Here is a 19,987-nt window from a genome sequence, read left to right on the forward strand (position 1 = left end):
GTCGAGATGCGTTTATTTTATCTGCTCAAGGCGTATTGTAGCTTTGTTGATAAACTCCATGTCGCCGTTTTTGCGGGCTTGGTCGATGCACTTGTTATAGAAGTAAGCGGCCTTGTCGAGGTCGCGCACAACCATGCCTCCGGTGCGGCTTTCGCCGGCGTGGTAGGCTTGTCCCATCTCAAACAGTGCACGCACATTGGTGCTGTCGAGCTGCAGGGCGAGGCTGTTCATCTCAAATGCCTTTTGCGGAGAGGCCGGTTCGGAGTAGGATTTCCCGGGGAGGGCCTTGTCGTCGCCCGCATAGAGTCGTCCTGAAATCCATGCGGCTTCCGATGCCGTGGGACCGCCGAGGGCTATGACCTGCTGCAGGGCGTTGTTGGCCTGGTCAAATCCGATGGTTTCGTCGCTCATGATTTTTTCAACTGCCTCCTGCGCGTTGTCCTTGGTCACGGGATCGTTGATGGAGTAGGGCTTGGCGGGCTTTGCCGGCTCGATGGCTGCAATATCTTCAACGGTTGTAGTGTTTTCGGCCTGCTCGTCGGAAGAACCGCCTCCCGACATAACCGCTACGCCTATGACGAGCGCAATTACGGCTGCGGCGGCCGAGCCTATCACTGCGAAATTAAGCTTGGGCTTTGGGGCGGGATTGCGAGCTATGTTCTCAAGCGCCACGCGGAATTCGGCGGCCGACTGATAGCGGTCGCTCTGCTTCTTGGCTGTCGCTTTTTGGATTATTTTGCGCAGCTCCTTGTTCCGGATGTCCTTCAACGGGATGCTCTTGTGCAGCTGCATGTCGAGGACTTCATGTGTGGCTCCTTCAAACGGGGTGCGCCCTGTGAGCAGCTGGAACAGCATTATGCCTATGGCGTAAATGTCGGTCGTAGCATTTTGGTGCACGACATCGCCCACTACGAGTTCGGGAGCAGCGTAGGCGGCTTTCCCCATGAACTGTCCGGCGGTTGTCAGCTGACGGTCCTGGGTGCCGAGTGTATTTATTTGCTTTGCTATTCCGAAGTCGATTATCTTTATCTTTCCATCGGAAGTCACGAATATGTTGCTCGGGTCGATGTCGCGATGTATGTATCCCTTGTCGTGCAGTGCCATGATTCCCGACAGTACATTTATGGAAATGTCGAGGGCAAATTTAGTGCGGTCGTTTTGTGCCAGTTCATAAAGCTGACTTGCATAGGGTACCTCTTGTCCTTGCTTGTCGACGATGTTGCCTTCAAGCAGGTCCTGGAGCATCACGCCGTTCAGGAGTTCGCTTACTACGTGGTAGCGCTTGCACACTCCGCCGTTGCCTACAGGCTCCTCGACGGTGATGAAGCCGAACATCTCGATGAGGTTCTCATTGCTTATTCGTATAGATGCTTCGCGTTGGGCGCGTTCGATTGCTCCTGCCGACAGGTCGTCAAAGAGGAATTTGATAGCTACATCGCGAGCCACTCCCGTGCGGGAGTCTATGCGCGTTCCCTTAAACACCTGGCCCATACCACCTACGCCAAGAGGTTGCTGGTTGGTGTCGACTTCGTAGTGTATCCCGTTTAGCTTGTCTTCGGAGCTTTGAATGATTATTTTTGCCATGATCGGTAATTGGGATGATGTTGGTCAATGAAATGATATGACACGTGAAGCCACATCCCGGTGGCTCATGTGCCCGCTAATGTCGTTGTGGGTTTCAGTTAGAGGAATTGGGTGCCTCCTGCGTTGAATCCTGATGTTCCGTCGTCCATGCCCACGGTGCCGCCGGTATTGCGGTTGGTGTGGTCGTAGAAGCCTCCTGTTTTGTCGCTGTTGTCACCTGGAATCGGGGGAATCGGTCCTGATGTTTCGGTCGGGATAAACTCTTCGGCCACCGACAGCCCGTGTTCCTTGGCGTTTATAAGGATAAGCAGCAGCGAGTAGTTTTTGCCTATGCGCAGGATGTTGCCGCTTTCGCACTGGAAGTAGTCAAATCGTAGCTCGTTGTTGTCGACCCATACTCCGTTGGCCGAGCCTGCGTCCTTGATTTGCGCGAGAATCTCACCGGTCGATTCCATCTGCTTGATTTGCAACAATGCGTGTTCGCCTGATACGGTGGCTTCTTTCAGCACGATGTCACATCCTTCGTTGCGGCCTATTGTGTTGGTGCCGGGGTGCAGAGGCCAGTATTCGCCCACTCCTTTACGCGATATTGAGTATAGGAATCCTACTACCGGCCTTTCATATTGAGTGTTGGCCGGTCCAATGGGACGCATCGGGTCGTTTGGATTGCTTCCGGCATTCTTATTGTGCATTTCGGGCACGATAGTGCCGTTTTGAGGGGAATTAGAGCGGCTATAAAAATTGCCGTTCCCGTTATTTGCTTTGTGGTCAAACATTTATGTGGAAATATTAATGATTAGTTTGATTTGGTAAAAAACTTCCAATAGTGTATTTAGCAAAGATAATCTAAAATATTGCAATATCATAATAATTATTATTAAAAATGGAAGCAAAAATATTTATAATCAGGAGCAAATGTTAAATTTTAGATATAATGTTAATAATTTCGGTTAGTTTTGAACTATAATATGCCGAAGTTCGTTGAAAATATTGAATTTATTTTAATGAGAATTTATTTTATAACTTATAAATACTATAGATTATGATTAAGGCGATGTTAATTGCAGGAGCGGGTGGATTTGTAGGCACCTGTGGCCGTTATCTCATAGGGAAATGGTGCTCTGGAATGTTTCATGGCGCTTTCCCGCTGGGTACATTCATGGTGAATATCATAGGCTGTTTTATCATCGGATTGTTTTTCGGTCTTCTTGAAAAGGCTCATGTCATGACTCCGGGCGAAAACGTGCTGTTGATTACCGGATTCTGCGGCGGGTTCACTACATTCTCTTCATTTGCCGATGACATGTGGGTTCTGGGCAGCAAGGGTGAGTGGTCGACATGTGTGCTTTACCTTGCAGCGAGCGTTGTACTCGGTGTGCTCCTTGTTTGGGCCGGCCGTGCTCTCATACGTTGATTTTGATTTGTACCGCTTATATATGCCGGACCGCTTTAGGGTGGTTCGGCTTTTTTTGTGCAATGACTACTGTTTGCGCCATTGGGCGAAGTGACGGCGATGACTAAGGTAGTCGAGGTCGTTGCCGTGACGGTAGGCTTCGCGTTCAAATGCGATGTTGTAGTAGGCTCTTCGTGTATTGCCTCCGTAACGCACAATGTTTATAAGCCATTCGATGACATAGATGATGTAGAAGGGCAGGTAGAGCAGCTCGCGCATCTGCCGGGAATGGATCATCTCGTGGTTGATGACTTCGGGAGTCACGGTCATGTTGTGCTTGGCAAACAGAATGCCGAACAGGTTGATGGCTCCGTAGCCTTTACCGAATGGGATTATGTCGTTACGTATTACTTTCATGCTTTTTGCAAAGTTAGCGAAATAAAATGGAACTGCTCTTAACAAACGTTTGTGGAATGAGGTCTTACTTTGTCGGCCGGTGCCTGCTGATGGGGTTAAGGTTTTGTTTTTTAACATAAAAAGTGAAGATAAGTCAATTTGCATGAATAAAATCATTACATTTGCATATTCAACCAAAATCGTTTAACCTAATAAACTAAAAAGTAAGAAACATGAAATCACTACACAGTCTTGCATTGGCACTCTTGTGCCTCTTGGCATTCGGAGCCAAGGCAGCCGACCGTCATGCGCCGACGGAGGATGAAATGAGCGCCTATCTGTTTGTATTCTTCAGCGACCCCACTCATGGCCTTTTCATGGCAACGAGCGATGACGGCTACACATTCACCGTGCTCAACGACGGCAAGCCCATAATAGCCGGTGACACAATCGCCGAGCAGAAGGGTGTGCGCGACCCGCACATCTCACGTGGCCCCGATGGCGCATTCTATCTTGCCATGACCGACCTGCACATATTTGCAAAGCAGCGTGGATTGCGTGAAACTCAGTGGGACCGTCCTGCCGAGGACTACGGCTGGGGTAACAACCAGGCTCTTGTAATGATGAAGTCCTACGACCTGATCAACTGGACACGCAGCAACATGCGCATCGACAAGACTTATCCCGAGAAGTTTGGCAATGCCGGCTGTATATGGGCTCCCGAAACTATATATGACCCGGTTGAGGGTAAGATGATGATTTACTTTACATCGAGAATGGGTAACGGAGGCTCAAAGCTCTACTATGCTTATACCGACGACGACTTCACTACTCTTGTTACCGAGCCAAAGCTTCTGATGGAGTATCCCGACGAGAACATCGAGGTGCTTGATGCCGACATTTCACGTATGCCCGACGGACGCTGGTGCATGGCTTACGTTGCACAGGAAAAACCCGGTGGAATTAAAATCGCCTATTCCGACAATGTGAACGGCCCCTGGGAATATCTTCCCGACCAGGTTGACTTTGAGGACGGTGCCTGCGAGGCTCCCAATGTGTGGAAGCGCATAGGTGAAGACAAGTGGGTGCTGATGTATGACATTTTCAGCATTCGTCCCAATAACTTCGGATTTGCTGAAACTACCGACTTCAAGACATTCAAAAATCTCGGACATTTCAATGAGGGCGTGATGAAAATCACCAACTTCACATCGCCCAAGCACGGATCGATCATCCCCATTACTGCTGAGGAGAAGGCTCGTCTTGAGAAGCACTGGAGTGCCGCCAAGTAATGGCATACCTATATAAAAAGAGCCACCTCCCCCGTAATTGGGGAAGGGGGCGGAGAAGGCTATCTTAATTTTGGGATTTGGCTTTTTAATAAAGCCAGAAAAATACCTTCTCTACATCTAATAACCTTTCTGCGATAAAATAGTTCACCGCCACCGCCGTAATCATCAATTATGGCGGTGGCTTTGTTTATTAATCGAAATTGTCAATCACGGCTATCGAAACAAAGCGTAATCGGCACATAACTTTGTTCGTGAGAATGATGTTATTTTGTGCGATTAAAAAATTTGACAGTTTATGATGACGACTAAGATTCTATGGATTGTTATTGTAGGTGCAGTCGTACTGGGATTGATTTTCTACTACCTGTATCACGAAGAAAATTTGCTTCCGGGATTGAAGCATCGTTTTATTGAGATTGAGCATAATGACCGTTACTATGATGACGACGACTGTGACGACTATGAATAACGGTGCCTCTTCACGTGACGACGATTGCCGCTTTTTAGGCGACTATGCGTCATATATGCTCGGATGCGGTGCCACGTGTGAGCGAATCACAAGAAATGTGGCCCGCATGGCAAATGCCGTGGGCGCGAAGGCCGACCTGATGATACTGCCCTCGCACATTGTCGTCACCTTGATCGATAACTGTAGCGGAGAGCGGTGTCAATGTTCCACGGCTCGCACGAGTGTGCCGGTGAGCTACAATATAAACACACGTTTGAGCAACCTTAGCTGGCGTGTCGCCGAGGGCCGTTGCTCTATGAGTCATGCCAGGCGGCTCTTCGGCCGCATCATCAACATCAAGCCCGTAAATGTGTGGCAGGTGATGTGGCTCGTGGTTATAGCCAACGCATCGTTTTGCCGGCTCTTTGGCGGCGATGTGACGGCTATGGGTATAGTGGCGTTGGCAACCATGCTGGGGTATTCGTTGAAAAACATTCTCATGTCGCATCATGTCGACGGCAAGGCGGTGTTTCTCTTCTGCTCATTCGTTTCGGCGGTCACGGCTACAGCGGGCCATGTGTTCTCGCTGTCGTCGACGCCTGATGTTGCGTTGGCCACCAGTGTGTTGTATCTGATTCCCGGGATTCCCTATATAAACAGCGTGAGCGACTTGTTGACAGGGCATTACCTCTGTTCACTGAGCCGATTCATCGACGCTGCGTTGCTGACGGCGTGCATCGCTCTCGGGTTGACGGGTGCTTTTTTCATAATGAACCTTAAGGTGTTTTGAAGCAATGAGTATCATATTGGATATATTGGAGGACGGAGTGTTTGCGGCACTCGCGGCTATCGGATTCGCTGCTATAAGCAATCCTCCCCGCATGGCGTTTAAATATTGTGCGCTTATAGCGGCAATGGGGCATGTGAGCCGCTATTGCCTGATGAACCTGCTTGGACTTGGCATTGTGTCGGCAAGTCTTTCAGGGGCCCTTGTCATCGGGCTCATGTCGATAATCATGGCTCCGCGAGTTAAATGCCCTCCTGAAACTTTCTGCTTCCCGGCACTGCTCCCTATGATTCCGGGAATATATGCCTACCGATCGGTACAAGCCTTTGTGCTTGCATTATCAACCTCATGCGAAAGCGAGTTTTCCCACTATTTTTATCTCTTTGAGTTCAACGGAGTCACGTGTGTGCTTGTTATACTCTCAATGGTAGTGGGCGAAATGTTGCCTATACTCGTTTTCAGGAAAATATCTTTCAGCGCTACGCGTTGACTATATAAGGAATGTAACATTGATCTCGTATGGAACTACGACAACTTAGATATTATGTAACGGCGGCACGCACGCTCAATTTCTCACAGGCGGCTCAGCAGCTCGCCATTTCGCAAAGCACGCTGTCGCAGCAAATTCAGCAACTTGAGGCGGAGCTTGGCGTGCAACTCTTCCGTCGAAACAGTCACAGCGTACTCCTCACCGAGGAGGGGCGTGAGCTCCTGTCATCGGCTGTCGACGCGCTTAGTGCCGCCCAGGCTTGCAAGGAGCGGCTGGCCGATATAAAAGGGCTGTCGGTGGGCACGTTGAACATCGGCGTCACCTATTCGTTCAGTCCCATCCTCACCGAAACCGTGATAACATTCATGAAGAAGTATCCACGCATAAAGTTGAATGTGTTCTACAAGACAATGGAGGAGCTGATGACGATGCTCGTTGCGCGTGATGTGGACTTTGTGCTGGCATTCAAGCCGTTGACTACACGTGACGACATCGACTCGCATGTGCTGTTTGACACGCATCTATCGGCTATAGTAAGGCCGGGGCATCCGCTGGCCGATTGTGACAGCGTGAGTCTTGCCGACCTTCAGCGTTATGAACTTGCCCTGCCGTCGTGCGGATTACAGGCACGTAACGCATTTGATTCCCTGATTTCAGGCAGGGCGCTTGACTACAAGGTGCGCATTGAGCTGAACGAAGTGAATATTCTGTTGAAACTGGTTAAGAACACCGATATCGTTACTGTGCTGTCGGAAGCTACCGTCTACGGCGACAATCAGGTGAGGGCGTTGCGCATAATGGACCAAGGCAACAACATGACGGGATGTATTCATACGTTGCGAAATTCCTATCGTAAGCGTTCGGCCGTCGAGTTTCTCAAGCTCCTTTCGGAGTCAAATGCCGTGCTTGAACGTCGAAACAGTTGGATAAACGGATAAGAAAAATCAGGCTGCGATAGCTGCCGTCTATAGCGGCTATCGATTTTGGCGATGAATGGATTGGCTGTCGTACGATCGGATGTATCGTGACATAAATCTAAAAATTATATAACGAAAGAGGGTAAATCGTCACATTCCTTCAACTTGTTTTGTGGGAGTCACCACATTTTGGTAACTTCGCAGGGTCTTGTAGATAACATTTTATGATACGATTTACTTTTTTCAGGTTGTTGCCTATTGTGGCTATGTTTATGGTGGGCCTTGATGCGTTTGCCGCCGATGAAGTCGATTACCGGCCCAATGTACACGGAACTATACGCTCACGGTTTGAAGTGGCAACGGAGTCGGGCGACTATCGTTTTCAGGTGCGTAACGCACGAGTCAGCATCGACGGCATGGTTGCGCCTTCGATAAACTACTACATCAATACCGATTTCTGCGACAGGGGAAAGATAAAGATTCTTGATGTGTGGGCGCGAATGCGCATAATGCAGGGATTGTCGATTCAGGCCGGACAGTTCAGGATGCCCTTTGGTGTCGATCCGTTCCGTGGTCCCAACAGTTACTATTTTGCCAATCGCTCGTTCATAGGCAAGGATGTGTGTAATGTACGTGCCGTAGGTGCTAAATTGTCCTACGACTTCTCCGAGATACCGCTTTTGGTAGAGTTCGGAGCCTTCAACCCCACTACCATAGGCGATCATTCGGGATGGAACAAGTCGCTTGCCTTTGCCGGCAAGGCCACCTATACACTTGGCAATGTAAAGCTTTCGACAGGCGTTCAGTCGGTAATTCCCGATTCGATACGTGCCAATCTGATTGATGGCTGCGTAAGCTGGAGTGCCAACCGCTGGATTGTGGAGGGCGAATACATGTACAAGCACTACACCAACAGCAGTCACAAGCCATGTCACGCCTATAACTTCTTTGCAAGTTACTATATGCCCATAGAGGCCGGTGTGTTCAACCGATTGTCGTTTCAGGGCCGCTTTGACGGCATGACCGCTCACAGCAATGGCAAGCGCAACGACGACGGAGTGCTCATAACCGATAATCCTCCCCGTAATCGCGTTACGGTGGGTGCTACTATAAGTTACTATCGATCCAAGAATCTATTTGTCGACCTTCGCGCCAACTATGAGTGTTATTTCTATCATCATGATGCGGTGACTACACCCGACACCGGCGACAAGGCAGTGGTAGAACTCGTATTGCGATTCTGATTTGTCACGGATTTTTAGTAACTTCGCGTAATGAACAAAACTCCATAATTAAACACAGCCGAGTTATGAAAATAGGTATAATCGTGGCCATGAGCAAGGAGCTCAACCTGCTGCTGCCGCTACTCAGCGATAAAAGTGAATTGACGGTCAATGACATCGTGTTTCATTGCGGAACCCTCCACGACAAGGATGTGGTGGTGATGCAGTGCGGCATCGGAAAGGTCAACGCTGCGATAGGCGCATTGACGATGATCGACAATTTCGGTCCCGATCTCATCATCAACAGCGGTGTTGCCGGCGGTACCGGTTCCGAGGCAAAGATACTCGATGTAGTCGTGGGCGAGCGTGTGGCCTACCATGATGTGTGGTGCGGCCCGTGTGCCGAGCGGGGCCAGATTCAGGGCATGCCCAAGTTCTTCACCGCTCCCGCCGAGATAATCGAGCTTCCGTGTCTTGAACGTGACGAGCACATAAAGCGAGGCCTTATAGCATCGGGCGATATGTTTGTCGACAATCCCGAGGAGGTGTCACGCATCAAGAGCCTCTATCCCGATGTGCTTGCAGTTGACATGGAGTCAGCTGCCATTGCTCAGGTGTGTCACATCAAGCAGGTGCCCTTTGTGAGTCTTCGCGTAATCAGCGACACTCCCGGAGAGAGCGACGACAATACCGCACAGTATGAAAACTTCTGGGAAACGGCTCCGTTGCACACATTCAACATTCTCAACACTTTGCTGTTTAATCTTTAAAGACAGCTTATCTTTATGGAAAAAATTGCAAGTTTCAAGGTTAATCACCTCACGTTGCTTCGCGGTGTGTATGTGTCGCGAAAGGATACCACGCCTTCGGGCGATGTCATTACAACATTTGATATACGCATGACCGAGCCTAATCGTCAGGAACCTCTGTCGGGAAAGGCTCTCCATGCTATTGAGCATCTTGCCGCAACTTATCTGCGCAATCATCCTCAGTGGCGTGACAAGGTGATATATTGGGGTCCGATGGGATGCCGCACCGGTAACTATCTGCTGCTTAGCGGCGACTATGAGAGTGCCGACATTGTTCCGTTGATGAGGGAAACATTCCGCTTCATTGCCGACTTCGAGGGCGACATTCCCGGTGCATCACCGCGTGACTGCGGCAATTACACCTACATGGATCTTCCCGAGGCCAAGAAGGAAGCCCTTAAGTATCTTGAAGAAATTCTCGACAATATAACTCCACAGCAACTTAACTACCCCGACTGACACCTATTGGCGTGCGATGAAGGATATAAAGGCGATTAAGGGTAAATATTACATTCACAGCCTCATCAGTGAGGGCGAACATGAGCATCAGGACTTTAAGTTTGCCATAACCGATGCGGCCAAAATCGCACATTCCATATCGGCGTTTGCCAACAACGACGGCGGACGGCTTCTGATAGGTGTAAAGGACAACGGTAACATTGCCGGTGTTCGTAACGAAGAGGACATATATGTAATCGAACAGGCGGCTCAGATGTATTGTCACCCTCCGCAGGATGTGAAGATGACAGCCTTTTCGGTCGAGGGTGGGGCAATGGTGTTGCGTGCCGAGATTATGCGTGCCGAGCGTCGGCCGGTTTTTGCACGTGACATCGATGGAAAGTTCCGTGCCTACTATCGTGTAAAGGATGAAAACATAGTGGCTCCGGCGATTATGGTTCGCGCATGGCAGCGCAAGCAGGCCGATGACGGATGCATATTCTCGCTGTCGGATGCCGAAACGGCTTTGTTGCGTTATCTTGACGAGTGGGGCATGACCACGGTTGACGACTATATGCACGGCGCTCACATAAGCCGTGAAACAGCCGAAGAAATTATCGTGCGATTGTGTGCCATGGATGTGCTGGAGTTTGTATATACCGGCTCGGAATTCAAGGTTGTGAGAGCCGAGTAATCGGAATTGATTAGATATAGTGATGAAAACGGAGTAAAATTACTTGTTTTTAGGTATGGTGAAGGTTGTATATATGGAGTAACTTTGCATCCGGATAATTATACGAATTGGCGCGGGCTTCATTTTCATTCATGGAAATCAGGTCCGCGTTCTTATTATATAGGTAATGTTTTTGCCTTAGGATGTTAGGGCATGGGTAATTTTTGTTAATGACAAAACCAATCGACGGGTAAATCCATTTTTTAATTATAAGTTTAATTTTAAATGATTGGATTTTATGGATTACAATGAAGTTATCAATAGCGAGCCCGTAGTACTTGTTGAGTTTTATGCATCGTGGTGCCCTCACTGCCAGCGCATGATGCCGGTAGTTGAGCAGGTGAAAGAGCTGCTCCAGGGACGCGTCAAGGTATATCAGTTTGACATTGACGAGAATAAATCGAAAGCAGGTGAAGCCGATGTGGAATCGGTGCCTACATTCATCATCTATCGCAACGGCAAGGAGATGTGGCGTAACAGCGGAGAGATGGAGGGCGAAGTTCTGCTGAGCAAGATTGAATCGGTTCTCTGACAGCAACTGCCATGTCACACAAGTCGGGCACTACATTATTCTCCGATTTCCTTGAAGAGTTGGGCGTAAGGCACACTGTTGAATACTCTGACCGACAATTCAACAGCATGCCCTTCAAGTCGTTGTTCGGCTTGTCGAAGCTGTTGCAGCAGTATGGTGTCGACAGCGAGGGCGTGCAGCTTGGCGACAAGAGGGAGATCATGAAGTTGTCGACCCCGTTTCTGGCTCGTACCAAGGGCGGATTTGTAATCGTGACCCGGGTCACGCCTGTTGCCGTGAGTTACGTGACGCAAGGCGTGAGCGAGTCCATGTCGTTGGGCGAATTCATGAAGGTGTGGTCGGGCATGGTGTTCCTTGCGTTTCCCGGCGACAAGGCCATTGAGCCCGATTATGCAGCTCATCACCGTGACGAGCTGCTGACAAAGGCCAAAGGATGGTTGATGTGGGGCGGTATCATAGCACTGTTCTTATATCTTGTGATAAGCAACGGCATATATCGTCACATCTCTACCGTACTATTGACTATCCTTGACATCGGGGGACTGTATCTGACCTATCTGTTGCTTCAGAAGTCGCTTAAAATCAAGAATCCCACAGCCGACCGAGTGTGCGGTGTCCTTCAGGAGGGAGGATGTGACAGTGTCCTTGAAATGAAGGCCTCCAAGTTCTTCGGCATCTTCAGTTGGAGCGAAGTCGGGTTTGCCTATTTCTCGGTAAGCCTGCTTGCTCTGCTCATGTTTCCTCAGTGGATACGTTATCTTGCGTTATGTAATGTGTGCTGCCTCCCGTTTACATTCTGGAGTATATGGTATCAGCGATTCCGCGCTCACAAGTGGTGTACGCTGTGTGTCAGCGTACAGGCTACGTTGTGGCTGTTGTTTTTCTGCTATCTTTCGGGCGGGTGGCTCAAAGGCGTTTTCCCGTTTAGGATAGAGTTCTTTGTGCTGGGCGTCACCTACCTGACGGTGCTGTTGCTGCTGAACAGGATTATGCCTCAATTTGACAATACGGTTATAAATTATGAAAGTAATGAAACGAATAGTCAAGCCTGAACTTACCGATGCCAAGGTGCTGTCGCCGCTTGAATTGAATAAGTATCGATTCTCCGACAAGCACACCGTGCTGACTCCCGATCAGCTTGAAAAACTTGCCGCCTCGGATGCTGATGTCGAGGAGAGTAAGCCGCAATAAATGCGTTACATTGCAAAAAATTGCTTACTTTTGTCACTGCATAACATTATTTATTGGAAATGATATATTTTGACAGTGACTACATGACGGGGGCACATCCCTTGGTTCTTAAGCGTCTTAATGAAACCAACAGCCTGCACACCGTGGGCTATGGGCGTGACGAGTTTACAGCCGGGGCAAGGCGCATGATTCTTGATGCTTGCGGAATTGATGACGGCGAAGTCTATTTCCTGGAGGGCGGCACTCAGACCAATGCCGTGGTAATCGATCGCCTGCTTGACCATAACGACGGCGTGATTGCAACCGATACCGCCCACATCAACGTGCATGAGGCGGGTGCGATCGAGGCTACGGGACACAAGGTGTTGGCGTTGCCTAATCATGATGGTAAACTGAGAGCCTGTGACATCCGCGACTACATTGCCGATTTCTATCGTGACGACACGCATCACTACATGGTGCGTCCCGCCATGGTCTACATATCTTATCCCACCGAGCTTGGCACCATATATTCGCGTGACGAGCTTGAAGCCATTTCAACTGTGTGCCGCGAAGCCGATGTGCCGTTATATATCGATGGCGCTCGTCTTGCCTATGGACTTGCCGCCGATGGAGCCGACCTGTCGCTGAAGGACATTGCGTCATTGTGTGATGTGTTCTATATCGGAGGCACCAAGTGCGGTGCGCTCTTCGGCGAGGCTGTGGTGACTCGCCGTCCCGAGCTGTTGCCTCGATTCGTGTCGCTTATAAAGCTTCGTGGTGCCACGCTTGCCAAGGGGCGTTTGCTCGGTGTGCAGTTCTCGACCCTGTTCACCGATGATCTGTATTGCTCAATAGGGCGTCACGCAGTGGCACTTGCCATGAAGTTGAAATCGGGATTTGTCAATAAGGGCTATCGATTGTACATGGATTCACCCACCAATCAGCAATTTTTCGTCATGCCCAATGATAAGATTGACGAGTTGAGGGAAGTTGCGTCATTTGAGCTGTGGGGCCCCAAGGGCGATGTGGAAACACCGGTGCGATTCGTTACCGACTGGGCCACTACCGAGCGTGACATAGATGAGCTGATCGCTGCGCTTTAAGCCCCCGTTCTCCAATATTTGAACTGAAAATATAATACCGGCCGACGGAGTGATTGTCACTAACCCGTCGGCCGGTATGTTTTTATTCTACAGTTAAATAGCGTTGCTATTCCACGCCAAGGTCCTTGAATGTGCGTGGTGCGGGAACGGGAGGCAGGGGCTTGCGGCTCTTAAGCTCTTCAAGTATTACTTCGATTGCCTTGTCGAGTTGCTGGTCGATACCCATCTGCTCCTTTATGGGGTCGTTGTCGATGAGAATGTCGGGGTCGACACCGTGATTCTCCACAATCCACTGGCCGGTCTTGGCATCGTAATTGGTGAAGAAAGGAACTCTTACATCGGTGCCGTCCATGTAGGGAAGCGAACCGCTGATGCCGATTATGCCTCCCCATGTGCGGGTACCTACCACCTTTCCAAGACCGGTGGCCTTGAAGCTCCACGGGAAGAGGTCGCCGTCAGATGCCGAATACTTGTTGATAAGCAGAACCTTCGGTCCCACAAGTGTTGCATCGGGTATTGTTCCCACTTTGGATGATGTGCGGCTCATGGTCATGCGGTAAGGTTCGCGCAGAAGTCGCTCGATGAGCATGGGCGACACGTTGCCGCCACCATTGGCGCGGTCGTCGATAATGAGTGCCTCTTTGTCGAGCTGAGGATAGAAGTAACGCGCAAACTCGTTAAGACCCTCGGGTCCCATGTCGGGAACATAGATGTAACCTACGCGTCCGTTGGTGGCTTTCTCTACTTTCTTGATGTTGTTTTGTACCCAGTTGTAGTGGTAGAGCGGCTCTTCGTCGGCTATAGGCTCCACTACGATTTTGTGGGCTCCATTCTCCGACGGTGTAGAGTTTACGGTGAGCTCGGTGAGCACGTTGGCTTTGCCTGTGAGCAGGGTGTAGATGTTGTCGGTTTCGGTGGTGGGCACGCCGTCGATAGCTACGATGTAGTCGCCTTCGGCTACATCTATTCCGGGTTCGGCAAGCGGTGAGCGTAACGAGCGGCTGTAGACGGCTCCGGGTATTATCTTGTCGATGCGGTAGTAGCCGCTCTTGTCACGGCTGAGCTCGGCACCGAGAAGTCCCATGGGAATGCGCTTGATAGTCTTTATCTGACCGGGGTTTACGTATGCGTGACCGCATGCGAGTTCGGCAATCATCTCGCCTATGATGTAGTTGAGGTCATAGCGGGTCTTGGCATAGGGCAGCAGCGCTGCATATTTTTTCTTTATTGCGTTCCAGTCGACTCCGTGCATGTTTTCAAGATAGAAACCGTCGCGGAAAGCACGCCATGTTTCATCGAATATCTGAGGCCACTCCTGGGCATAGTCTACAGTAGCTGTCATGTTGCTCAAGTCGACGCTCTTGCCGAGCTTGACATTTGACATCGGAAGATCGGTGATGTAGAGGTTGCCGCGTGAATAGAATGTCGCCTTCTTGCCGTCGGGTGACACTGACATCGAAGCGCCGTCGGCAATATTGGTGTTTTCACCTTTTTCGAGGTCAAACATGTTCACGCTTCCGCCGTTGCGGTACCACACCTTCTTTCCGTTGGAGTATATGGGGGTGTAGTTGCCCGACGCGAGAGGAAGCTTTACAAGTCGTGACGGGAGCCCGTCGGTATCGATGTTCACTGTAGGTGAAGCCTTGGCAGGTTCGTCGGCTTTTGCTTCGGGAGCTTTGACCGGATCCTTGTCATCCGATGGAAGCAGCGGTGACGGGGTGGACTTGTCAAGCAGTGCGATGTAGACACCTCCCATGCGGTTGTAGACATGGTTCCACTCAGTCTGGCCGTAGGTGGGGTTGAAGTCACGTTCCGATGTGAATATGATGTAACGGCCGTCGGAACTGAAAATGGGCGACGATGAGTCATACCACTTTTCGGTGACGGGATATTCCTTGCCTGAAGTGAGGTCGTAGACATAGACGACGCTCATGTTGTTGGCTCCCGATTTGGTGTAGGTTATCCATCGGCTGTCGGGGGAGTAATTTACCTGATAAAATTCGCCTTCGGGGTTCTGCATTGTTGTGCGCTTGCTTCCCGAAGCGGCGTCGACCTCCACGATGCGGTTCTTGCGGTCGGTGTAAAGAATCTTCTTGCTGTCGGGGCTCCATTTGATTGAACGAATGTAGGTGTCGTTGTCCTTGGTGAGCTGACGCGGCTTGCCGCCTTCGACATCCTGCAGCCACACTTCGGTTTCACCCGTGCGGTCGCTTATGTAGGCGATGTGCTTCCCGTCGGGACTCCATGATGCGTCACGCTCGTTGGCTCCCGGAGTGCGCGTTATGTTGCGTGTCACGCCCTTAGATGCCGGCACGTCAAATACTTCGCCACGGGCCGTTACAGCCAGTCGGTGAGCGTCGGGCGATACCGAATATCCGCTTATGAAATCCTCAACGGGCATCATCTCCTTTCGGGCGATGGTATTGTCGGAGGCAAGCGTTATGTTGATTTTCTGCGGTTGTGCGCCTGAGCGCGGGTCATACTTGTAGATGTAACCTCCGTTTTCGTATACGATTATGTTGCCGTTGCTGCTCGGGAACTTGATGTCATATTCGGTGTAGTCGGTCACCTTGCGGGTTTGTCCCGACTTTGTGTCGTAGGCAAACAGGTTCATCGTGCGGTCACGGTCGGAGATGAAGTATATCTCATCGCCAATCCACATCGGGATTATGTCCTGTGCCACATTGTCGGTGATGTTCTTTACGGTCTTGGCTGCCGGGTCGTAGATCCAAATATCGTCGGCCATGCCTCCGCGGTAATACTTCCAGTTGCGGAACTCTCTCATCACGCGGTTGTAAGCAAGTTTTTTCCCGTCAGGCGAATAGGAACAGAATCCGCCTTCGGGCAGGGGGATGGCGGTCGGCATTCCACCTTCGGGCGACACTGTCCACAGTTTCCCTTCAAATCCACTGCCGATGCGATTGCGGTACACGATGCCCTTGCCGTCGGGCTGCCATGTCATGACGATGTTGTTGGGCCCCATGCGGTCGCCGAGGTCATCACGTGAGTTTGTCGAGGTGTAGGTGAGTCTTTCGGGTTCGCCTCCGTTGGCGGGAATCAGATAGACTTCGGTGTTTCCGTCATATTGGCCGGTAAAGGCTATTGATTTTCCGTCGGGCGAGAATCGAGGGAATATCTCATATCCTTCATGTGATGTGAGTCGACGGGCTTCGCCTCCGTTCAATGGCACGGAGTATAGGTCGCCGGCGTAACTGAACACGACATCGTTGCCGTTGGTTGCCGGGAAGCGCAACAAGCGAGCTTCATCGGCTGCGTTCAGCGAAATTGATGCTGAAAACGCGATTGCAAGTAGGAGTGATTTCATTGCAGTTGGTCTTTTGGGTAAAAGTTTCCGGGTATTGGTGTTAAAATATTTTCAAATATACTAATAATATTTTTAAGAATGGTTTTGCAGGGCTATTTATGGATGTATATAGGGACATATATCGAAAAATTTGGCTAAGTTTGCACACTTAAATTGAAAAGAAGGAATGAATAAGTATGATATTTGTTGTGTAGGACACATAACGCTTGATAAGATTGTGACACCAAAACATACAGTGCACATGCCCGGAGGGACATCGTTTTATTTCGCTCACGGTATAAGCGCTCTTGACCCGTCGAAGTTTGTACTGGTGACATCACTTGCTGAAAGTGAAATGGGTGCTGTTGACGACATTCGCAAAAAGGGAGTTGAGGTAAAGGTTCTTCCGAGTCGCAATTCGGTATATTTTGAAAATATCTATGGAGAAAATCAGAATAATCGCACGCAACGTGTTCTGGCCAAGGCCGACCCTTTCACAGTGGAGGGACTGAAGGATGTCGATGCACGCATCTACCATCTCGGCAGTCTGCTTGCCGATGATTTTCCGCTTGAATTGGTTAAGTATTTGTCGACAAAGGGTGTGCTGTCGGTCGACGCTCAAGGTTATCTGCGCGAAGTGCGTGGCGACAAGGTGTTTCCTGTTGACTGGGTTGATAAGCGCGAGGCTCTTAAATACATAACGGTGCTTAAGGTCAACGAGCATGAATCGGAGGTGCTGACCGGTGAGAAAAATCCGTATACCGCCGCTCGAATACTTGCCGATTGGGGTGTCAAGGAGGTGTTGCTTACGCTCGGCAGCAACGGATCGCTGATATATGCAGGCGGCAATTTTTATGAGATTCCGGCTTTTGAACCCGAAGATGTGGTCGATGCAACCGGATGCGGCGATACATATATGACCGGATACCTGTATATGCGCAACAAGGGTGCGTCATATATGGAAGCGGGAACCTTTGCTGCAGCAATGTGTACAATCAAGCTTGGCGCCTCGGGCCCGTTCAGCGGCACCGAGCGTGATGTGCTCGATATTGTCAATGTAGCTTCCTTGGCATGACGGTTAAGGAGTACAAGAGGACGAATATATAGCCTGCGCAGGGTACAAGGAATGCAGTAGACATTGATGTGACATCGGCCATTAAGCCCATGAGAAGCGTGCCTACGGCTCCGCCAAGTGGCGACATCATGAGAAATGACGATGCAATCTTGGTCGACGATCCCGCAAGACCGCGTATGGATATTGCAAATATGGTGGGGAACATTATTGCTTCGAAGGCATAGCAGGCAAATAGGCTGATGCGTGACATCAATCCTATGTCGAGTGTCACGATCAGAGATGCGATAACAGTCATTATTGCGCAAAAGCATAGTACTTTTTCTGCTGCTATGCGGCTCATTATCCAGCTTCCTGTTACTCGGGCTGCCATAAACAGGCCAAGACCGCCGAATGACAGCACCACGGCTGCCGTTTTGGAGGTCATCCAACCGCCGTCGGTGACATAGTTGATGAAGAAGCTGTTGATGGATATTTCAGAAATCTCATAACAGAATAGTGCCGAAACACCGAAAACAAACCGCTTGTTGTGGAGCAACTTGGATATGACCGTGCCGGTTGATTGTGCATCATAATCGCCCGCTGAGGATCCATCGGTTATTTCAGGCAACTTTACACGACTGAAAATCAATGCTACTATCAGTACTACAACGCCCATAACCGAGTAGGGAAGCGCTACGTTGATGCCCTCGTCGCCGGTAAACAGTATTTGTCCCATTATCAACGGTGCGAGAATACAACCGAGGCCGTTGAACGACTGCGCGAGATTCAGGCGGCTTGCCGCTGTGGATCGGTCGCCCAGTTCGGTCACGTAAGGATTTGCGGCTGTTTCGAGCACGACGAGTCCGCATCCGATTATAAATAGCGACACGAGAAAGAAGTTAAAAGAAACAGTCAATTCGCTTGGAATGAACAATAGCGAGCCGAAGGCAAAAAACATTAGCCCTAACACAACACCACGTCTATATCCGAATCGGTTAATGAATAATCCGGCAGGAAGAGCCATTATAAAGTATCCAAGGTAGGTAGTGGCCTGAATCATAGCCGAGCGTGTTATGGTTATGTCCATCGTTGTCTGGAAATGCTTGTTGAGGACATCGAGTATGGCTCGTGCAAATCCCCACATGAAGAATAGCGATGTCACAAGTATGAACGGTATGACATATTGTCGGGCAACCAATGATTTTGTAGAATTTCTCATTTATATGATTAGTTTCAGAAGTTTGATAGCTCCAAATGATGCTGCAAAAGTAGCTATTTTATATAAAAAAGAGTATCTTTACAGTCTGATTTGTGATAGTTGAATTTCTTAATTGGAATAATTATGGACTCTCGTAAAGCGAAAGGCTATATACTTGGATTTGTTGCAGCAGCTACCTATGGTTTGAACCCGTTGTTTGCGCTACCGTTGATGAATGACGGCATGGATACCTCATCCATATTGCTGTTCCGATATTTACTTGCCATTCCTATTGTAGCTTTGATGATGGCAGTTCGCGGCCGTTCGTTTGCCGTGACATTCCGTCAGTTGGGGCTGCTTGTTGTATTTGGCCTTTTGCTCGGCATTTCATCGATTTCATTATTTGAAAGCTATCGTTACATGGATGCCGGCATTGCATCCACGTTGCTGTTTATCTATCCGTTGATAGTGGCTGTGATAATGTCGGCCTTTTTCCATGAACGCATGTCACGCCTCACCATTATTTGTCTTACTGCGGCATTGGCAGGTATAGGGTTGTTGTATAAGGGCGAAGGAGGAGGCACGTTAAGCCCGGTCGGTACGGTTATCGTTATGTTGTCGGCTCTTACGTATGCCGTCTACATAGTCGGTATAAACAAGACGCAGCTTGCCAAAGTTCCCACTCTAACCGTGACATTCTATGTGCTTATATTTGGCATGATAGTATTTGCCGTTAATTTGCTTATGAAAGGTTATGTCAATGTGCCTTCGGATATTGGCCAATGGCTTGGTGTGGGAGCGTTGGCGTTGCTGCCTACTGCTGTGTCGTTCCTGTGTACGACTATGGCTATAATATATGTAGGTTCAACTCCTACAGCTATACTTGGCGCAATGGAACCGTTGACGGCGGTTATCATAGGCATAACGGTGTTTGGCGAGCGCCTTACAGTGCGTGATGTGCTGGGGCTTTCATTGATTGTGATAGCCGTGACGCTGGTTGTGGTAGGGGGCAGCGTAAGCAAGAATCTGACCAATATAAAGCGGTTGTTTCCCCGTGGGAGAAGAAGAAACAATCGGTCGCAATAGTCATGGGTGACAGTTGCGACCGATAGG

21 protein-coding genes are annotated in these 19,987 nt (G+C 49.7%); 16 read left to right on the forward strand and 5 right to left on the reverse strand.

Annotated features, from left to right (window positions below; translation table 11 throughout):
• Window positions 1–12: 12 nt before the first annotated feature.
• Both E5354_RS03840 and E5354_RS03845 read right to left on the reverse strand, forming a co-directional pair.
• Window positions 13–1,584, reverse strand: coding sequence for a serine/threonine protein kinase (locus E5354_RS03840; protein ID WP_123395190.1), 1,572 nt, complete (start codon window positions 1,582–1,584; stop codon window positions 13–15).
• A gap of 98 nt (window positions 1,585–1,682) precedes the next feature.
• Window positions 1,683–2,360 carry an FHA domain-containing protein gene (locus E5354_RS03845; protein ID WP_135946490.1) on the reverse strand — a complete coding sequence of 226 codons (678 nt, stop codon included), beginning with the start codon at window positions 2,358–2,360 and terminating at the stop codon, window positions 1,683–1,685.
• Between the two features lie 266 nt (window positions 2,361–2,626).
• Between E5354_RS03845 and crcB the strand changes: the two genes are divergently transcribed.
• Entirely contained in the window at window positions 2,627–2,998 is a 372-nt protein-coding gene (crcB, locus tag E5354_RS03850) for a fluoride efflux transporter CrcB (protein ID WP_135946491.1), read from the forward strand.
• A 66-nt stretch (window positions 2,999–3,064) separates the two neighbouring features.
• Here the strand turns inward: crcB and E5354_RS03855 are convergent, their stop codons facing one another.
• Window positions 3,065–3,394: a hypothetical protein gene (locus E5354_RS03855; RefSeq protein WP_135946492.1), complete on the reverse strand. Its 330-nt coding sequence runs from the start codon at window positions 3,392–3,394 to the stop codon at window positions 3,065–3,067.
• Window positions 3,395–3,606: 212 nt separating this feature from the next.
• Between E5354_RS03855 and E5354_RS03860 the strand changes: the two genes are divergently transcribed.
• From E5354_RS03860 to E5354_RS03910, 13 genes are all read left to right on the forward strand, one after another.
• On the forward strand, window positions 3,607–4,665 hold the full coding sequence (locus tag E5354_RS03860; protein WP_135946493.1) for a glycoside hydrolase family 43 protein: 1,059 nt from the start codon (window positions 3,607–3,609) through the stop codon (window positions 4,663–4,665).
• Window positions 4,666–4,960: 295 nt separating this feature from the next.
• Window positions 4,961–5,134: a hypothetical protein gene (locus E5354_RS14165; RefSeq protein WP_168353818.1), complete on the forward strand. Its 174-nt coding sequence runs from the start codon at window positions 4,961–4,963 to the stop codon at window positions 5,132–5,134.
• Window positions 5,103–5,903, forward strand: coding sequence for a threonine/serine exporter ThrE family protein (locus tag E5354_RS03865; RefSeq protein WP_246863735.1), 801 nt, complete (start codon window positions 5,103–5,105; stop codon window positions 5,901–5,903). Before E5354_RS14165 ends, E5354_RS03865 begins: the two co-directional genes overlap by 32 nt.
• 4 nt (window positions 5,904–5,907) lie before the next feature.
• Window positions 5,908–6,390 (forward strand): threonine/serine exporter family protein, encoded by a 483-nt coding sequence (locus tag E5354_RS03870; protein WP_135946494.1) that lies wholly within the window; start codon window positions 5,908–5,910, stop codon window positions 6,388–6,390.
• 29 nt (window positions 6,391–6,419) lie between these two features.
• Window positions 6,420–7,328 carry a LysR substrate-binding domain-containing protein gene (locus E5354_RS03875; RefSeq protein WP_135946495.1) on the forward strand — a complete coding sequence of 303 codons (909 nt, stop codon included), beginning with the start codon at window positions 6,420–6,422 and terminating at the stop codon, window positions 7,326–7,328.
• A 203-nt stretch (window positions 7,329–7,531) separates the two neighbouring features.
• Entirely contained in the window at window positions 7,532–8,551 is a 1,020-nt protein-coding gene (locus E5354_RS03880; protein ID WP_135946496.1) for a porin, read from the forward strand.
• Between the two features lie 65 nt (window positions 8,552–8,616).
• On the forward strand, window positions 8,617–9,300 hold the full coding sequence (locus E5354_RS03885) for a 5'-methylthioadenosine/adenosylhomocysteine nucleosidase (RefSeq protein WP_123395197.1): 684 nt from the start codon (window positions 8,617–8,619) through the stop codon (window positions 9,298–9,300).
• Window positions 9,301–9,315: 15 nt separating this feature from the next.
• A complete protein-coding gene (locus E5354_RS03890) occupies window positions 9,316–9,798 on the forward strand; it encodes an S-ribosylhomocysteine lyase (RefSeq protein WP_123395198.1) in 483 nt (160 codons plus the stop codon).
• Between the two features lie 16 nt (window positions 9,799–9,814).
• Window positions 9,815–10,471, forward strand: coding sequence for a helix-turn-helix domain-containing protein (locus tag E5354_RS03895; protein WP_123395199.1), 657 nt, complete (start codon window positions 9,815–9,817; stop codon window positions 10,469–10,471).
• 277 nt (window positions 10,472–10,748) lie between these two features.
• Window positions 10,749–11,042, forward strand: coding sequence for a thioredoxin family protein (locus tag E5354_RS03900; protein WP_123395200.1), 294 nt, complete (start codon window positions 10,749–10,751; stop codon window positions 11,040–11,042).
• 11 nt (window positions 11,043–11,053) lie between these two features.
• Entirely contained in the window at window positions 11,054–12,094 is a 1,041-nt protein-coding gene (locus tag E5354_RS03905) for a vitamin K epoxide reductase family protein (RefSeq protein ID WP_135946497.1), read from the forward strand.
• A complete protein-coding gene (locus E5354_RS14170; protein WP_168353819.1) occupies window positions 12,072–12,233 on the forward strand; it encodes a hypothetical protein in 162 nt (53 codons plus the stop codon). The genes E5354_RS03905 and E5354_RS14170 overlap by 23 nt, the downstream gene beginning before the upstream one ends.
• 59 nt (window positions 12,234–12,292) lie before the next feature.
• Window positions 12,293–13,318, forward strand: a complete 1,026-nt coding sequence (locus tag E5354_RS03910; protein ID WP_135946498.1) for a threonine aldolase family protein — start codon at window positions 12,293–12,295, stop codon at window positions 13,316–13,318.
• A gap of 106 nt (window positions 13,319–13,424) precedes the next feature.
• Here E5354_RS03910 and E5354_RS03915 read toward each other — a convergent pair whose 3' ends face one another.
• Window positions 13,425–16,643, reverse strand: a complete 3,219-nt coding sequence (locus E5354_RS03915) for a S41 family peptidase (protein WP_135946499.1) — start codon at window positions 16,641–16,643, stop codon at window positions 13,425–13,427.
• Window positions 16,644–16,809: 166 nt separating this feature from the next.
• On the opposite strand from E5354_RS03915, the gene E5354_RS03920 reads away from it, so the two are divergent.
• On the forward strand, window positions 16,810–17,697 hold the full coding sequence (locus E5354_RS03920; protein ID WP_135946500.1) for a PfkB family carbohydrate kinase: 888 nt from the start codon (window positions 16,810–16,812) through the stop codon (window positions 17,695–17,697).
• On the opposite strand, the gene E5354_RS03925 is transcribed toward E5354_RS03920, so the two are convergent.
• Window positions 17,675–18,895, reverse strand: a complete 1,221-nt coding sequence (locus E5354_RS03925; protein WP_123395205.1) for a sugar MFS transporter — start codon at window positions 18,893–18,895, stop codon at window positions 17,675–17,677. The genes E5354_RS03920 and E5354_RS03925 overlap by 23 nt on opposite strands.
• 123 nt (window positions 18,896–19,018) lie before the next feature.
• Between E5354_RS03925 and E5354_RS03930 the strand changes: the two genes are divergently transcribed.
• Window positions 19,019–19,960 carry a DMT family transporter gene (locus E5354_RS03930; protein WP_135946501.1) on the forward strand — a complete coding sequence of 314 codons (942 nt, stop codon included), beginning with the start codon at window positions 19,019–19,021 and terminating at the stop codon, window positions 19,958–19,960.
• Window positions 19,961–19,987: the final 27 nt, after the last annotated feature.

Origin of the sequence: Muribaculum sp. NM65_B17, from assembly GCF_004793735.1 — a bacterium.
Lineage (GTDB): Bacteria > Bacteroidota > Bacteroidia > Bacteroidales > Muribaculaceae > Muribaculum > Muribaculum gordoncarteri.

Excerpts from the sequence above, each read along its gene's own strand:
- E5354_RS14165 (WP_168353818.1), top strand. The coding sequence starts at position 4,961 with ATGATGACGACTAAGATTCTATGGATTGTTATTGTAGGTGCAGTCGTA.
- E5354_RS03885 (WP_123395197.1), top strand. The coding sequence starts at position 8,617 with ATGAAAATAGGTATAATCGTGGCCATGAGCAAGGAGCTCAACCTGCTG.
- crcB (WP_135946491.1), top strand. The coding sequence starts at position 2,627 with ATGATTAAGGCGATGTTAATTGCAGGAGCGGGTGGATTTGTAGGCACC.
- E5354_RS03855 (WP_135946492.1), bottom strand. The coding sequence starts at position 3,394 with ATGAAAGTAATACGTAACGACATAATCCCATTCGGTAAAGGCTACGGA.
- E5354_RS03890 (WP_123395198.1), top strand. The coding sequence starts at position 9,316 with ATGGAAAAAATTGCAAGTTTCAAGGTTAATCACCTCACGTTGCTTCGC.
- E5354_RS14170 (WP_168353819.1), top strand. The coding sequence starts at position 12,072 with ATGAAACGAATAGTCAAGCCTGAACTTACCGATGCCAAGGTGCTGTCG.
- E5354_RS03920 (WP_135946500.1), top strand. The coding sequence starts at position 16,810 with ATGAATAAGTATGATATTTGTTGTGTAGGACACATAACGCTTGATAAG.
- E5354_RS03900 (WP_123395200.1), top strand. The coding sequence starts at position 10,749 with ATGGATTACAATGAAGTTATCAATAGCGAGCCCGTAGTACTTGTTGAG.
- E5354_RS03925 (WP_123395205.1), bottom strand. The coding sequence starts at position 18,895 with ATGAGAAATTCTACAAAATCATTGGTTGCCCGACAATATGTCATACCG.
- E5354_RS03905 (WP_135946497.1), top strand. The coding sequence starts at position 11,054 with ATGTCACACAAGTCGGGCACTACATTATTCTCCGATTTCCTTGAAGAG.
- E5354_RS03870 (WP_135946494.1), top strand. The coding sequence starts at position 5,908 with ATGAGTATCATATTGGATATATTGGAGGACGGAGTGTTTGCGGCACTC.
- E5354_RS03845 (WP_135946490.1), bottom strand. The coding sequence starts at position 2,360 with ATGTTTGACCACAAAGCAAATAACGGGAACGGCAATTTTTATAGCCGC.
- E5354_RS03910 (WP_135946498.1), top strand. The coding sequence starts at position 12,293 with ATGATATATTTTGACAGTGACTACATGACGGGGGCACATCCCTTGGTT.
- E5354_RS03860 (WP_135946493.1), top strand. The coding sequence starts at position 3,607 with ATGAAATCACTACACAGTCTTGCATTGGCACTCTTGTGCCTCTTGGCA.
- E5354_RS03875 (WP_135946495.1), top strand. The coding sequence starts at position 6,420 with ATGGAACTACGACAACTTAGATATTATGTAACGGCGGCACGCACGCTC.
- E5354_RS03880 (WP_135946496.1), top strand. The coding sequence starts at position 7,532 with ATGATACGATTTACTTTTTTCAGGTTGTTGCCTATTGTGGCTATGTTT.
- E5354_RS03915 (WP_135946499.1), bottom strand. The coding sequence starts at position 16,643 with ATGAAATCACTCCTACTTGCAATCGCGTTTTCAGCATCAATTTCGCTG.
- E5354_RS03840 (WP_123395190.1), bottom strand. The coding sequence starts at position 1,584 with ATGGCAAAAATAATCATTCAAAGCTCCGAAGACAAGCTAAACGGGATA.
- E5354_RS03865 (WP_246863735.1), top strand. The coding sequence starts at position 5,103 with ATGATGACGACGACTGTGACGACTATGAATAACGGTGCCTCTTCACGT.
- E5354_RS03930 (WP_135946501.1), top strand. The coding sequence starts at position 19,019 with ATGGACTCTCGTAAAGCGAAAGGCTATATACTTGGATTTGTTGCAGCA.
- E5354_RS03895 (WP_123395199.1), top strand. The coding sequence starts at position 9,815 with ATGAAGGATATAAAGGCGATTAAGGGTAAATATTACATTCACAGCCTC.